The 14,531-nt window shown below is 63.9% G+C and carries 15 protein-coding genes; 6 read left to right on the forward strand and 9 right to left on the reverse strand.

The window, feature by feature from the left end:
• Positions 1–21: 21 nt before the first annotated feature.
• Complete coding sequence (locus tag FJ419_RS15970; RefSeq protein WP_140694883.1) at positions 22–1,536, reverse strand: leucyl aminopeptidase; 1,515 nt, start codon at positions 1,534–1,536, stop codon at positions 22–24.
• Positions 1,537–1,794: 258 nt separating this feature from the next.
• Here FJ419_RS15970 and FJ419_RS15975 point away from each other — a divergent pair, with 258 nt between their 5' ends.
• Positions 1,795–2,691, forward strand: a complete 897-nt coding sequence (locus tag FJ419_RS15975; protein WP_140694886.1) for a LysR substrate-binding domain-containing protein — start codon at positions 1,795–1,797, stop codon at positions 2,689–2,691.
• Positions 2,692–2,775: 84 nt separating this feature from the next.
• Here FJ419_RS15975 and FJ419_RS15980 read toward each other — a convergent pair whose 3' ends face one another.
• A complete protein-coding gene (locus tag FJ419_RS15980; protein ID WP_140694889.1) occupies positions 2,776–3,987 on the reverse strand; it encodes an MFS transporter in 1,212 nt (403 codons plus the stop codon).
• Positions 3,988–4,047: 60 nt separating this feature from the next.
• Complete coding sequence (locus FJ419_RS15985) at positions 4,048–5,031, reverse strand: AraC family transcriptional regulator (RefSeq protein ID WP_140694892.1); 984 nt, start codon at positions 5,029–5,031, stop codon at positions 4,048–4,050.
• 140 nt (positions 5,032–5,171) lie between these two features.
• Between FJ419_RS15985 and FJ419_RS15990 the strand changes: the two genes are divergently transcribed.
• The 3 genes from FJ419_RS15990 to FJ419_RS16000 are packed head-to-tail and all read left to right on the forward strand — an operon-like array spanning position 5,172 to position 7,830.
• Positions 5,172–7,007 (forward strand): monovalent cation:proton antiporter-2 (CPA2) family protein, encoded by a 1,836-nt coding sequence (locus FJ419_RS15990; RefSeq protein ID WP_140694895.1) that lies wholly within the window; start codon positions 5,172–5,174, stop codon positions 7,005–7,007.
• 9 nt (positions 7,008–7,016) lie between these two features.
• Positions 7,017–7,565, forward strand: a complete 549-nt coding sequence (locus FJ419_RS15995) for a DUF924 family protein (RefSeq protein WP_140694898.1) — start codon at positions 7,017–7,019, stop codon at positions 7,563–7,565.
• A gap of 25 nt (positions 7,566–7,590) precedes the next feature.
• Positions 7,591–7,830: a hypothetical protein gene (locus FJ419_RS16000; RefSeq protein ID WP_140694901.1), complete on the forward strand. Its 240-nt coding sequence runs from the start codon at positions 7,591–7,593 to the stop codon at positions 7,828–7,830.
• A 1-nt stretch (position 7,831) separates the two neighbouring features.
• On the opposite strand, the gene folK is transcribed toward FJ419_RS16000, so the two are convergent.
• Genes folK through folP form a run of 3 tightly spaced genes read right to left on the reverse strand, consistent with a single transcriptional unit; the run spans position 7,832 to position 9,544 of the window.
• Positions 7,832–8,344 (reverse strand): 2-amino-4-hydroxy-6-hydroxymethyldihydropteridine diphosphokinase, encoded by a 513-nt coding sequence (gene folK, locus FJ419_RS16005; protein WP_140694904.1) that lies wholly within the window; start codon positions 8,342–8,344, stop codon positions 7,832–7,834.
• Positions 8,328–8,687 carry a dihydroneopterin aldolase gene (folB, locus tag FJ419_RS16010; RefSeq protein ID WP_095765255.1) on the reverse strand — a complete coding sequence of 120 codons (360 nt, stop codon included), beginning with the start codon at positions 8,685–8,687 and terminating at the stop codon, positions 8,328–8,330. Before folB ends, folK begins: the two co-directional genes overlap by 17 nt.
• 2 nt (positions 8,688–8,689) lie before the next feature.
• The gene (folP, locus tag FJ419_RS16015) at positions 8,690–9,544 is read right to left on the reverse strand and encodes a dihydropteroate synthase (RefSeq protein WP_140694907.1); all 855 of its coding nucleotides are present in this window, start codon (positions 9,542–9,544) and stop codon (positions 8,690–8,692) included.
• 84 nt (positions 9,545–9,628) lie between these two features.
• Between folP and FJ419_RS16020 the strand changes: the two genes are divergently transcribed.
• The gene (locus tag FJ419_RS16020) at positions 9,629–10,249 is read left to right on the forward strand and encodes a DUF922 domain-containing protein (protein ID WP_140694910.1); all 621 of its coding nucleotides are present in this window, start codon (positions 9,629–9,631) and stop codon (positions 10,247–10,249) included.
• Between the two features lie 210 nt (positions 10,250–10,459).
• The gene (locus FJ419_RS16025) at positions 10,460–11,944 is read left to right on the forward strand and encodes an MDR family MFS transporter (RefSeq protein WP_140694912.1); all 1,485 of its coding nucleotides are present in this window, start codon (positions 10,460–10,462) and stop codon (positions 11,942–11,944) included.
• Between the two features lie 218 nt (positions 11,945–12,162).
• Here FJ419_RS16025 and FJ419_RS16030 read toward each other — a convergent pair whose 3' ends face one another.
• From FJ419_RS16030 to FJ419_RS16040, 3 genes are all read right to left on the reverse strand, one after another.
• Positions 12,163–13,194, reverse strand: a complete 1,032-nt coding sequence (locus tag FJ419_RS16030; protein ID WP_140542793.1) for an NAD(P)/FAD-dependent oxidoreductase — start codon at positions 13,192–13,194, stop codon at positions 12,163–12,165.
• Positions 13,195–13,426: 232 nt separating this feature from the next.
• The gene (locus FJ419_RS16035; RefSeq protein WP_095765250.1) at positions 13,427–13,747 is read right to left on the reverse strand and encodes a 2Fe-2S iron-sulfur cluster-binding protein; all 321 of its coding nucleotides are present in this window, start codon (positions 13,745–13,747) and stop codon (positions 13,427–13,429) included.
• 203 nt (positions 13,748–13,950) lie between these two features.
• On the reverse strand, positions 13,951–14,319 hold the full coding sequence (locus FJ419_RS16040; RefSeq protein ID WP_140694915.1) for an Hpt domain-containing protein: 369 nt from the start codon (positions 14,317–14,319) through the stop codon (positions 13,951–13,953).
• Positions 14,320–14,531: the final 212 nt, after the last annotated feature.

Consider the following 14,531-nt stretch of genomic DNA (forward strand, 5'->3'; position numbering starts at 1 on the left):
TTGAAGGCATCTTGATGTCGCCTAGCTCGCCGCCAGACCGGACTGCACCCACTCTTCCAGCATCTGCACGCCGAAGGCCGTGGCGCCCTCCCGGCCCAGCGGCCGGTCCTTGTCGGCCATTTCCTTGCCGGCTATGTCGAGATGCACCCAGGGGCGGTCTTCGGTGAAGTTGCGCAGGAAGGCCGCGGCATAGGGCGCGTCACCGTCTTCCATGTCCTTGGCGTGATGCCGGATATCGGCGAAGGGCGATTGCAGCCCCTCGTCATAGGCCCGGTCGAGCGGCAGCTGCCAGAACCGCTCGCCGACCTTTTCCCCGGCCGCGATCATGCGCGAGGCGATGGTGTCGTCGGTGCTGAAAAGGCCGGCGAAGACCGAGCCGAGGCCCCGCATCACCGAATAGGTCAGCGTGGCCAGGTCGACGATCACCGAAGGGTTGAAGCGCGAGGCGGCATAATAGAGGCAGTCGGCCAGGATCAGTCGGCCTTCCGCATCCGTGTCGAACACTTCCACGGTCTGGCCCGACGCCGTCGTGATGATGTCGCGCGGCTTGAGCGCGGTGCCGGACGGCATGTTCTCGGCAATGCCGAGCACGCCGACGGCATGCACCGGGCTGCCTTGGCGGGCGAGCGCGATCAGCAGGCCGACCACGGCGGCCGCGCCGCCCATATCGGCCTTCATGTCGAACATCTGCTCGCCGCGCTTTATGCACAGGCCGCCGGAATCGAAGCAGACGCCCTTGCCGACGAAAGCCAGCGGCTGCGCGGGAGCGCCCTTGCCGCGATAACGCAGGACCGCGATGCGCGGCGGTCGCGCCGAGCCGGAGCCGACGGCCAGGATCGCATTCATGCCGAGCTCCTTCAGCCGCGCCGTGTCCAGGATCTCGACATCGATGCCGGCCTCGCGCAGCGGCTCCAGATGGTCATGGAAATTGTCGGGGTGGAGATGGTTCGGCGGCAGGTTGACCAGGGTGCGCGCATATTCGACGCCGTCGGCGATGGCATTGACCCGCGCCAGCGCCGCCTTCAGCTCCGGGCCGGCCGCGCCGATCAATTGCACCCGCAAAGTGCGGTCGGCGCCGGCTCCCTGACGCCGGTTGCGCAGGTCGAAACGATAGCGCCGCAGCCGCATGCCGAGCGCGACTCGCGCCAGTGTTTCCGCTGCGGGCAGGTCGACACCGGCGAGCGGGTCCAGTATCAGGGTGGCCGCGCATTCGCCCTTGCCTTCCAGATGCGCCGCAAGCAAACCGCCGGCCCGCGCCAGGGAAAGCGTGGTTACAGCCTCGGCATTGCCCAAAGCCAGCACCACCACGCGCCGGGCCGACATGGCCTTGGGGGCGATGACATCGACACAGGCGCCGGACTCCTCAAGCGCGCCCGGCTCGGAACACGCGCGGGACAAGATCCCGTCCATTTCAGCGTCGAGTGCCCCTGCCCGCGGCCCAAAACCTGTTTGAGCGGTTTGCAGGATCACGACGACCGAGGCTTGCCCGGAAATCTCGTCAGCCGCTTCAAAGACCGGCACCGGCGACTGAGGCATAAAACTCGTTCTCCCATTTGCGGGGCGGCTCCGGCCAAGTCGGCTGCGTCACACGCAAAGCCTCTCTTGCCACCGGTGGAAACCGGTCAGGCCGGTTCGCGCCGTTGGGGAATGGTATCGGAGTACCCAAATAATTGTTTTATGACGGCGACTTGGTCGCTCTTGCCTTTTGGGTATCCCCGAACCGGCCGGGCGATCAAACGCCAATTTTGCCCAAGTCGATTGACAAAAACTCAACTGACATTTCATGATCGGCCAATGGCCCTGCCCTCACTCAACGGCATGCGCGCTTTCGAAGCCGCCGCGCGCCTCGGCAGCATCAAGGATGCAGCGGAAGAGCTGCATTTGACGCCCTCGGCCGTCAGCCGCCACATCCGCGCGCTCGAGAAGAACCTTGGCCAGGATCTGTTCGAGCGCGGCTTTCGCCAGATCACACCGACCATCAGGGGCTCATATTATGCGCGCGGCCTCTCCGAAGCATTCGAGGCTATCTGGCGCGCCACCGACGATGTCAGCTTCGTCCATGGTCACGGCAGGACGCAGCGGGTCAGGGTGCTCTGCGTGCCGGCGGTTTTGAACCTTTGGCTGGCGGACCGGCTGCCGAATTTCCGCAAGCTGCATCCGTCCGTGGACCTGGAGATCTCGACGTCGGGCAAGCGCGCCAACTTCGATTTGGCCATTGTCGATGAGTTCGTCTACAAGGCCGGCCCGGCCCTGACGCTGCTGATCCCGCTCGTTCTGACGCCGGTCTGCGCGCCGTCGCTGCTTGAGGGACCGGTGCCGCTCAGAACGCCCGCCGATCTGGTCAATCATCACCTGATCCACGAATGCGAGAGCATGCGCTGGCGGCGCTGGCTGGAACAGGAAGGCGTTCTGGACGCCACGCCGAAATCCAGCACGACGCTCGATGACTGCACCTTGATCATGCGCGAGGTGATAAACGGCGCGGGCATCGCTTTGGCCGACACCATGATGGCGCAGGACCTTCTGCAGCAAGGCAAGCTTGTCGCCCCGTTCAGCGCCCGCCACACCTATCCCGCCGGAATCTACCTGCACCAGCGCCGCAGCATCGGGAACAAGCCAGGCACCGGCCTGTTCCAGGATTGGCTGCTCGCCGAGATCGCCGACCATAAGCGCGCGATGGGTATCGCGTAGTGCATCTCCTCCGAAGCGCCGCGCAAGAAAAAGGCGGCGGCCGACTCGCCGGATATAGGCTGCCCAGGTCAGCCGGAGCAAGGTTCAGTCGCCGCGAGGCTGTAGAAGTGCCAGCGCGGCCGTCGCCACGGCAAGGACGGCGGTAAGGGTCAAGGGTCCCGAGGCACCATAGGTGTCCACGACATAGCCGCCGACAACCGCGCCGATGGTGATGGCAACCTGGAAGGAGACGACCATCAGGCTACCCGCCGCTTCCAGCGCATCAGGCGCCGCGCGGGACAGATTGGTCGGCAGCACGACCGGCGCCATGCCGAAGGCCAAGCCCCAAAGCGCGACGAATCCGAAGGCGACGGCGATGTGCACGCCCCAAAGCACCAATGCCAGCGCCGCAAACGCCATCAATGCGGCGTTGCCCGCGAGCGCCATGCGGATATTGGCATCGGCCATGCGGCCGCCGGCAATATTGCCGATCACAGCGGCGATGCCAAATCCGAGCAAGGCCAGGGCAATTGGCGCGGTCGCCAGGAGCGTCACATGTTCGAGGAAGGGGCGTACATAGACCGAGCCGGCAAAATGCCCTGTCATCAGCAAAAGAATGGCCAGCATGCCGAGTTGAATGCCACGCCGCCGTGTCAGCCGAAATACATCCGCAAGACTATTGCTGGCCGTGGCAGGCAGGGTCGGCAGGCTTACCAACTGCAGCAGCATGGCAATCACGGCCAGCCCCGCTGTCAAGGCCATGGCGCTGCGCCATCCCAGCCAGTCGCTGATCAACGCGCCGACCGATGGCGCGGCAATGGTGGCGAGCGAGACGCCGAGGGTGACGATAGCCATGCCCCGACCTGTCGCATTGGCGCCAACCAGCCTAGCCACGACGGCAACCGAGAGTGCCCAGAATGCGCTGAGAGCGATTCCGAGCCCGGCCCTGCCCAGCAGCAACAGCCAGAAATTGGGCGCCAGCGCGGCAAGGAGGTTGGAACCGACCGCCAAGGCGCTGAGGCCAACCAGCACCGTCTTGCGGTTCAATCGGCCGATGAGAACATTGCTCAACATGGCCGTCACCGCGCCGACCGAAGCCGTGGCGGTGACGACCTGTCCGGCGGTTCCTTCGCTGATGCCGAGGTCCCGCGCCATCGGCGTCAGCAGGCCTGCCGGCAGGAATTCGGCTGATACCAGGGCAAAGCTGGTGGCCGCCAATGAAATGACCGCAAACCAGGTGGCTGCGTTCCACGGGGCTGGCGCGGCGTCATCGAGGTCTATCGCCGCGTCTTCAAGCTGTAATGTTGTGTCTGTCACTGAAAGATCTCCAAAGTCTGGAGGTCTTCAATAGACGAGTCTTCTCGGATGATATGTACCTTAAAATCCGAAATTCATGTCCGTTCGTCCGGAAATTGTGCGGCGCACAACGCCTGGCGAGACATTGGTGATGCGTTTGAACGCGCGCGCAAAGGATGCTTCGCTATCATAGCCCAAACGGGTAGCGACCTCGGCAACCGACAGGCCATTTTGCCCCAGCAACTCGCGGGCAAGCTGCATACGCAGACGGGCGAGATAGTGTGCCGCACCCTCTCCTAATACAGCGCTGAAGCGCTCGGCGAAAATCGAGCGCGATTGGCCTGCCAGACCGGCAAGGCTTTCCAGGGTCCAGTTATGGCCGGGGTCTCGGTGCATGGCTGCCAGCGCGCGGCCGATATGAGGGTCGCGGATAGCGGCGAGCCAACCGGTGGTCGAAGCTCCAGTGCAATTGACCCAGCAGCGGATAAGCCGGGCCGTCAGCAAGTCGGCCATACGGGACAGAATCGTGGCGCTGCCCATCTGCGGTTGCGCGGCCTCGGCCGTCATAGCCGCCAGCAAAGGACCGACGACCGGATCGTTGCCGGCCACATCGCACCCTTTGATAATTGCTGGCATCAACGTGATCAGTGGATTGAGCGCACAGGCGCCCAGGGCCATGGAGCCGCAGAAAAGGGTGCTTGTCGCGCCCGTCCCTTCCCGCACCACCTCACAGACATTGCTCCCCAACTTGGTCACATGGCAACTCTCGAGCGAGTCGCCGACAACGTCCGGCCCACTGGCCAGCCGATGGGCGATGCCTTGCGGCAGCAGCACCAGATCGCCGTCGCGCAACTCCTGCCAGCCTTCCGCTTCGGTATAGATCCAGCATGGACCCTGGCCGACAAAGTGAAAGCGAAGCAGCTTCTGTTGCGGAAAGGCGATGCTCCATGGATGCCGGAGTTCGCAGCGGCCATAGTTGACCCCACTCAAGCGAAAGTCCTGTAGGACTTCGCTGAGCGCATCCATCGGGATATGCAGAGGCGGGCGGGACGAATAGTCAGGCATTCTGCTATCGTATATGCCGAACGTCCGGCAGGCAAGCGGAGGCCGCTTCAACGGCACCCTACTCTTCCAGCCAGTCTCCGCGCCCTTGCCTCTCGCTCCCGGGGCATGCAAGGAGTGGGTCGATCAACGGGACGACAGGCATGGCAGTTGAAGCGTCGAGCAGCGATCTGGTGCAGGTTGTGGCGCTGCTCGCCGCGGGCGTCGTCGCCGTGCCGATCTTCAAGCGCATGGGACTGGGCTCGATCCTCGGCTACCTCGCCGCCGGCGTGGTCATCGGTCCGTTCGGCCTGCGCATCTTTTCCGAATCGGAAGCGATCCTCCACGTCGCCGAGCTCGGCGTCGTCATGTTCCTGTTCATCATCGGGCTGGAGATGCAGCCGTCGCGGCTCTGGGGACTGCGCCGCGAGATCTTTGGACTCGGCGCGCTGCAGGTCGGCGTCTGCGCAGTCCTGCTCACTCTCGTCGGACTGGCCGGAGGCTTTCCCATCGCGCAGTCCTTCGTCGCCGGCGCCGGCTTCGTCCTGACATCGACGGCGATCGTCATGCAACTGCTCGAAGAGCGCGGCGAGATCGCCACGCCGAAAGGTCAGCGCATCGTCTCCATCTTGCTGCTCGAAGACCTGATGATCGTGCCGCTGCTCGCGCTGGTGGCGTTCCTTGCGCCCGGCGGCGCCGAGACCAGTTTTTCAGAGCGGCTGACCGAAGTCGGGATCGGCATCGCCGCGATCGTCGGGCTGGTCGTGGCCGGCCGCTACCTGCTCAATCCGCTCTTCCGCATCCTGGCCGACGCCCGCGCCCGCGAAGTCATGACCGCCGCGGCGCTGCTGGTGGTGCTGGGTTCGGCCCTGGCCATGCAGCTCTCCGGCCTGTCGATGGCAATGGGCGCTTTCCTCGCCGGCGTTCTCTTGTCGGAATCGACCTTCCGCCACCAGCTCGAAGCCGATATCGAGCCCTTCCGCGGCATCCTCCTCGGCCTGTTCTTCCTCGCCGTCGGCATGTCGCTCGACCTTGGCGTCGTCGCCCAGAACTGGCGGCTCATCGCCATCTATGTCGTCGCCTACATGGTCATGAAGGCATTCGGCATCTACGTCGTCGCGCGCATTCTGAAGAGCGGCCATCGCGAGGCGCTCGAACGCGCCGTCTTCATGGCGCAGGGCGGCGAGTTCGCCTTCGTGCTCTATTCGTCCGCTGCCGCGGTCGGCATCATCGACGGCCAGGCCAACGCCACGCTGACTGCCATCGTCATCATCTCAATGGTGCTGACGCCGCTCGCGATCGTGGCGCTCCGTTACCTCACCCCGCGCGACGAGCAGTCGCTCGACGGCGTCGACATTGCCGACGGCCTTACCGGCAGCGTGCTGATCATCGGCTTCGGCCGCTTCGGCCAGATCGCCAGCCAGCCGCTTTTGCTGCGCGGGATGGACGTCTCGATTATCGATAACGAGGTGGAGATGATCCAGGCGGCGGCCGATTTCGGCTTCAAGGTCTATTACGGCGACGGCACAAGGCTGGACATCCTGCATGCGGCCGGCGCCGGGCGCGCCCGCGCGGTGCTGATCTGCGTCGACAAGCCGGACGCCGCCGTGCGCATCGCCCAGCTTATCAAGGCCGAATTCCCGCTGGTCACCATCCTGGCGCGCGCCTTCGACCGCGGCACCGCGCTGCAACTCGTGCGCGCCGGCGTCGACTATCAGCTGCGCGAGACCTTCGAATCGGCGCTGGTCTTCGGCGGCTCCGCGCTGGAGGCGCTTGGCGTCGATCCCGAGGAGGTCGCCGAAGTCATGGAGGATGTGCGACGCCGCGACGAAGCGCGCTTCGAGACGCAATTGGCCGAGGGCGTGCGCGCCGGCCAGCGTTTCCTCAAGGGCAATATCGGCACGCCGATCCCGACGCCGCTGACGCAGCCACGCCGCGCCGGCCGCGCGCTGAACCAGGAAACCGCCGTCGTGCTGAACCAGGCAGAGACCAAGAACTGAGGGGCAAATATGGCAGAGCTTGATCCGCGAGCGCTTTCGGTCATCACATTCTGGCGCGACGCCGGCGAGGACGCCTGGTTCGAAAAGAGCGACGCTTTCGACGCCGATTTCCGCAGCCGCTTTCTCGAGCTGCATTACGCCGCGGCGCGGCGCGAATGCGACGATTGGAATGCGCATGCCGAAGGATCGCTGGCGTTGATGATCCTGCTCGATCAGTTCCCGCGCAACTGCTTCCGCGGTACCGGCCACATGTACGCGACCGATCCGCTCGCCAGATACTTCGCCGACAGGGCGATCGCCGCCGGTCAGGACCTCGAGCTGGAAGAACTGCTTCGCGTCTTCCTCTATCTGCCCTTCGAGCATTCCGAAGTGCTGGCGGACCAGGAAAGGTCGGTCGAGCTAACGGTCGCCAGGGCGCCTGACTATCTAAAATACGCCGATGAGCATCTGGAGATCATCCGGCGCTTCGGACGTTTTCCGCACCGAAACCGCATACTTGGCCGCGCAACGACCGCCGAGGAGCAGGCCTTTCTGGACGGCGGCGGGTTTTCGGGCTGATGACGGCCGCGCGGAGCGTTGCGAAATGATTGAGTTTGCAGGCAAAAGTTATGAAGCCACTATCGGCAGCGATCTCCAACGCGATGGGATGTATCTTGAGCTTGCTGACCAGGATCAACGCGTGGTGGGTGAGATTTTCTTCTCAGATGTCGATGGCAAGATGACGGTTACGCTATTTCAGCCCGAAGTGCCTTTGGAAATGATCGAATGGATGATTGCCACAGCCAGGGTTCGTCTTCCACCAGCAGACACAACTCCCGGCTGACCTAAGCGTGCCACCATTCCCGGCCCGAAGGCAGCCGCTCGATGCCGGACGTATCGACGGCTTTGAGCCGTTCCGACACGCTCCTGCTGCCGACCGAAAGCCCTGGCGCGATCTCGGCCAGCGGCGCCAGCACGAAGGCACGTTCCAGCATGCGCGGATGCGGCACTTCGAGCCCGGTCTCGTGGATCACCCGGTCGCCGAACACCAGGATGTCGATATCGATGAGGCGCGGCCCCCAGCGCTCCTCGCGCACGCGCTTCAGCCGCTTCTCGACATCGAGGCAAAGCTCAAGCAGCGCGCGTGGCGAAAGCGCCGTCTCGATCGCGGCGGCGGCATTGAGGAAATCGGGCTGGTCGAGCTTGCCCCACGGCGGTGTGCGGTAGAGCGACGAGACGGCGGTGACGCGCGTCGCGTCGTCGCCATCCAGCATGCGCAATGCCGCGCCCATGGACTTCCCCGGGTCGCCGAGATTGCCGCCGAGACTGAGGTAGACGGCGCTATTCTGGCCAGACAACGGTCACCTCGACATGATCGAGCACGCCCGGCACCGGGGCGTTCGGCTTGCGCACCGTGATCGCGGCTTTCCTGATCTGGGAGAACCGCGCCGTCAGCGCCTTCGCCACCTCCAGCGCCAGCGCCTCGATCAGGAAGCGGCGATGTCCGGTCACGATTTTTTCGATGACCGAGAAGGCGACACCGTAATTGACGGTGTCCTCGATGGAATCCTCGGTCAGCGGCCGGCTCGGCTCGACCGTCAGCTCGGCATCGACGTAGAAACGCTGGCCAAGCGTCTCCTCCTCGTCCAGCACGCCGTGGCGGGCGAAGAAGGCGCAGTTCTTCATGCGGATGAGGTACATGATCAGTGTCCGGGAGGAAGCTCGTTTTCGCGTTGAAGCATAGCATCGGTGACCGCCAGCGCATCCACGTTGATTGCGACATCGTGGACGCGAAACAGGTCGGCTCCCTTCAAGCGTAGGATGACACTGGTGGCCGCCGTGCCGGCAGCCCGTTCCGCGGGATCGCGCCCGGTGGCTGTGCCGATGAAGCGCTTGCGCGAGGTTCCGGCCATCAACGGGTAGCCGAGCGCCTGAAGCTCGGAAAACCGCGCCATCAGGTCGAGGTTTTCCTCCGCCGTTTCCTTGGCGAAGCCGAAGCCGGCATCGAGCACGATCTGGCTGTCGGCGACATTGCCGGCGCGCGCGATCTCCAGCGATTTGCGCAGGAACAGGAACTGGTCCTCGATCACGTCGGGCAGCTTCTGCCGTTCGCGCCCGGTATGCATGATGACGAGCCCGGCGCCTGTCTCGGCGGCGACGCGCGCGATGCCCGGCTCACGCTGCAACCCCCAGACGTCGTTGACGATATGGGCGCCGGCGGCGACGCCAAGCCGCGCGGTGTCCTCGCGATAGGTGTCGACCGAGATCAGCGCCTCGCCGGAAGCGGCGAGCGCCGCGATGACCGGCAGCACGCGCGCCTGCTCTTCTTCGGCTGTGATCGGGGCAAAACCCGGCCGCGTCGACTCCCCGCCGACATCGATGATCGCCGCGCCTTCCTTGACCATGCGGCGCGCCTGCTCCAGCGCCTTCTCGGGCGCGACGAACAGGCCGCCGTCCGAAAAGCTGTCGGGCGTCACGTTGAGGATGCCCGCGACGACCGCCTTCGGGCCGAGGTCGAGATAGCGTCCATGCGCCAGCTGCCATCGCCTTGTCGTCATTGTCCATCAACCATGCGTGATCCGCGCGAAATCAATTCCGTTGCGCTGGCGACGGCCCTAAAGCAAGGTGCGTGAAGAGGCAATATGATGAACCGATCGCTGCTCTGCGCCCTGATGCTCTCGATCACCGCCATGCCGGCAGGCGCGGCCAGTCTGGTCAAGACCTACAGCTATTTCAGCGTCGGCGGCCGCACGCTCGACGATATCCAGAACCAGCTGTCGAAAAACGGCCCCGAGGTGAAGAGCACCGGGTCGCGGCATCCCGGCGCCACCCAAATGGCCTTCGCCACCCGCATCAGCTACGCGCAGAGCGCCGGGTCCTGCCGTGTCGCCGACGCGGCCGTCACCGTGAAGGTCAAGGTGATCCTCCCCGAATGGCGGCGCCCGCGCAAAGCCGATCCCGGCGTCAGGCTGTTCTGGGACACGCTCTCTGCCGACATCAAGCGGCATGAGGAGCGCCATGTAGAGATCGCCAAGAACCACGCGCGCCTGCTGGAGGATGCGCTGAAGGCAATCCCGCCGCAAAAGACCTGCGAGCAGGCGAAGCTCAACGCCGCCGCGGTCCAGGTAGCCGAGCTCGCCATGCACGATCAGGACCAGGTCCGCTTCGACCGCGTCGAGAGCGTCAATTTCGAAAGCCGTATCCTTCGGCTGATGCGCTACCGGATGGAGCGTGTCGAAGCCGGCCAGTTGCCGCCGCCTTGACTTGAGAGCCGAGCCCTGTCCGGGGCCAATTTCATCCAAGCATGGTGCCAGACCGGAAAAACTTTCGAGTGATGGTCGAAATCGGCCTATATCGAACGACATAATGCGGGTTCGAAGCGCCAAAGCCTCGGGTCCACAATGAGAAATGACAGGTGCGACCGGCCAAAGCTGTCTTGGCGCACCAAGTACCAGCCTTTGAAAGAATGACGCATGGACCAGACCGTCGAGAACCGGACGATGGCGCCGAAAGCCGCGCCGATGATGAGCGAGAGCGAGAAGAATGCCATCATCGGCGGCGTGCTGTTGTCTATGCTGCTGGCGGCCCTTGATCAGACCATCGTAGCCCCTGCCCTGCCGACGATCGCCGGCGCGCTCGGCCATGCCGAATATCTGCCGTGGATCGTCACCGGCTATCTTCTGACCGCGACCGCAATGGCGCCGCTCTACGGCAAGATTTCCGATGTCTACGGACGTCGCCCCGTCATCTACGCCGCCATCCTCGTCTTCCTGCTCGGGTCGCTGGTCAGCGCGCTTGCTCCCAACATGCTGGTGCTGGTCATCGGCCGCGCCATCCAGGGCGCCGGCGGCGGCGGTCTCTTCGCGCTGGCCCAGACGGTCATCGGCGATCTCGTGCCGCCGCGCGAGCGCGCCCGCTATGCGGCCTGGATCGCAGGCACTTGGGCGGTCGCCAGCGTCGCCGGCCCGCTGCTCGGCGGCGTGTTTGCCGAGCATCTGCACTGGTCGCTGATCTTCTGGATCAACCTGCCGATCGGCTTCCTGGCCATGGCCATCATCAACAACCCGTTGAAGAAGCTGCCGGTCGCGGCCAAGAACCATCGCATCGACGGCTTGGGCGCCGTGCTGCTGGTTGTCGCCACGACGCTTCTGCTCCTGGCGCTCAGCTGGGGCGGCAGCGCCTATCCCTGGTTTTCCCGCGAAATCCTCGGACTGGTTGCCTGTTCGGTGGTGTTCTGGGCCTTCTTCGCGCTCAGGCTGCTCAAGGCGGCCGAGCCTTTGATCTCGCTGGAAGTCTTGAGCAACCCGATCGTGCTCGCCGGCACGCTATCGATGTTCCTGCTGCAGGCCGCTAATATCGGCGCCTCGGTATACCTGCCGGTCTATCTGCAATCGGTCGTCGGGCTTTCGGTCAGCGAATCCGGCACCGCGATGCTCGGCCTGCTGCTCGGCACGGTCGCCGGCGCGACCTTCAGCGGCCGCACGATCCCGCGCTTTGTCCATTACAAGCGCATCGCCATGATTGGCGTCAGCCTGGCCATCGTCTGCATTGGCGTGCTCAGTGCCATTGCGGAACACGCCTCGCTGCTCGAGGTGGAGATCCTGACCACTCTGATTGGCCTGGGCAGCGGAACGACATTCCCGGTTGCCACCGTCTCGGTCCAGAATGCCGTTGATCGCGCGCATCTCGGTGTCGCGACGGGCGTCCTGACCTTCCTGCGCACGCTGGGCGGCGCGCTCGGCGTGGCCATGCTCGGCGCCGTCGCGCTCGGCTACGGACTGCCATTGTCCTCAGAAGGCTCGCAGACGCATATCCATCCGGCATCGGCGTTGCCGTTCGTGATGATATTCGTCGCCGCCGGAGCAACGCTCGTCCTGGCGCTGATCACGCTGGCCCTGATGCCCGAAAAAGAACTGCGCGGCCACGACGAGCAAACCGCGCCCGCGCTTGCGGAGTAGATCGCTTGAAGGCGTGTTGAGATTCAGGTCAGGCCGAGTCGAGAAGGGCAGTTTCCGAGAACCGGAGCGGGGCGTACTTGAAGTACGTGAGCACCGGCCTACGCCGGCCGTAGCCTTATTTTAGCCGCCCCGCCATTCGTGAGTGCTTCGGCCGGCGAAGGCCGGAAGCGCAGGAAGCTGCCGTTCGCAGTCCGGCATCACCTGAATATCAATACGCCTTAATCATGCACGCCGAGCTTCTTCTGCAGGCTGGTCGACGAGGTCGTGTACTGAAAGACGATGCGCTCGCCCGGGCTGACGATCCGCTTGGCGGCCTGCGCCATCAGCGCCACCTCATGGAAGCCTGACAGGATCAGCTTGAGCTTGCCTGGATACCAGTTGATGTCGCCGACCGCAAAGATGCCCGGGATCGACGTCTGGAACTTCTCGGTATCCACCGGGATCAGGTTCTCATGCAGGTTAAGGCCCCATTCGGCGATCGGCCCGAGCTTCATGGTGAGGCCGAAGAATGGCAGCATGCGGGTGCACGGCACCTCGACGTCGCCATCCGGGCCGCCCTTGATGGTCGCCGACGACAGCTGACCGCCGCCGCCGGCAAGGCCGCTGACCTGGCCGACCAGGAATTCGAGCTGCTTCATCTCATGCATGGCATACATCTTGTTGACGCTGTCGGGCGCGGCCCGGAATTCCGGGCGGCGATGCACCAGCGTCACGCTCTTGGCGATCGGCTGCAGGTTGAGCGTCCAGTCGAGCGCGGAATCGCCGCCGCCGACGATGACGAGATCGTGGCCGCGAAATTCCTCCATGCGCCGGACCGAATAGAACACGCTCTTGCCTTCGTACTCCTCAATGCCCGGAATGGGCGGACGCTTGGGCTGGAACGAGCCGCCGCCTGCGGCGATCACCACCACCTTGGCTTCGAACAATTCACCTTCGTCGGTGGCGACGCGGAAACTGCCGTCCTCCAGCTTTTCAAGGCTCGACACCATGCGGTTGAAGGTGAAGTCCGGCTTGAACGGATGGATCTGCTCCATGAGCTTGTCGACGAGGCCTTGCGCGGAGATCGTCGGCCAGCCTGGAATGTCGTAGATCGGCTTTTCAGGATAGAGCTCGGCGCATTGGCCGCCGGGACGATCGAGAATGTCGATCAGATGGCATTTCATGTCGAGCAGGCCGAGCTCGAACACGGCGAACAGGCCGATCGGCCCTGCCCCGACAATGAGAACGTCCGTTTTGATGGTATCGGTCATGCGCTGCGCCCTGATTGGGAATGCGGCGAGACTGCATGAGCTATCGGCCGCTGCCAAGCTGCCGGCGCGAAAGAATATTGGGAAGCAGCCAAGATGTGTCGAGATTCAGGTCAGGCCGAGTCGAAAATGGCGGGTTCCGAGCACCGGAGCGGAGCGTACTAAAAGTACGTGAGCACCGGAAGCGCAGGAAATCGCCATTTGCAGGCCGGCCTCACCTGAATATCGACGCGTCTTAACCCTGGCGCGCGGGGACCCGAACCACCAGCCCGTCCAGCGCGTCGCGCACCTTGATCTGGCAGGAGAGGCGTGAGTTCGGCTGGACCTCGTAGGCGAAATCCAGCATGTCCTCCTCCATCGCCTCCGGCTCGCCGACCTCCGCTGTCCAGGCTTCGTCGACATAGACATGGCAGGTCGCGCAGGCACAGGCGCCGCCGCATTCGGCTTCGATGCCCGGAACCGCATTGCGGATCGCGTTTTCCATCACCGTCGAGCCGTTTTCGGCTTCCACGTCAAACCGGGTCCCGTCATGGGCGATGTAAGTCAGCTTGGTCATTAAGTCACCTGAGGAGTCGCAGCCGAGATAATCACTCTGCCGGACAAGTCAACTGCGGCGCGAAAGCGCCACGAAATGACGTTTTTCAGAAAGGTGGGATACTCAAGCAATTCCAGGAAAAGTGCGCAGCGGTTTTCCGTCCGGAATTGCGTAAAAATAAAGAGCTGGAGCGAGTCAGCGATTCCATGAAACGCTGAACCGCTCTAGCGGCTGATGCCGGCGATGAAGTCGCGCACTTCCTCGATCAGCGTGCTGAGCCGCTTAAGCGCCCGGACGTTTTCCGGCTGGGTTTCGATGATCGCCGCGCAGTCGGCCACCGCAAAGGCGCCGATGCCGCGCGCCGAGCCCTTCAGGCCATGCGCCAGAAGCACCCTTTGCCTGGCGTCGGCATCCGCGATCTGGTCGCGGACCGACAGCGACTGGTGCACGAACAGCGCCAGCACCTCGCGTTCGAGGTCGCGGTCGCCCATTGTCTGGCGTGCCAGATGGCCGAGATCCACCGGTCGGGCTCCAGCCGTTCCGGAGGCGTCGCCCCCCGGCATGGAAAACGCAATTCCACTTTCGCCACGCATACGCACTGCAACTCCATCAAGCGGGCAGACGGGCCCACGAAAATAGGCGCTCCCGGTCGCCAACGGGTTAACGACTGCAGAGGAAAAATGTTGTCACGGAGGCAGCCGGATCACGTCTCCGTTAACCTTATATTTAAAGTTTTACGTATCGCCCGGAATGCATGTTTTCTTTACCCCTGTGTGTCATTACGATACGAAGGTCCATTTTTCAG

Origin of the sequence: Mesorhizobium sp. B2-6-2 (assembly GCF_006440615.1) — a bacterium.
In the GTDB taxonomy this organism is placed as follows: Bacteria; Pseudomonadota; Alphaproteobacteria; order Rhizobiales; family Rhizobiaceae; genus Mesorhizobium.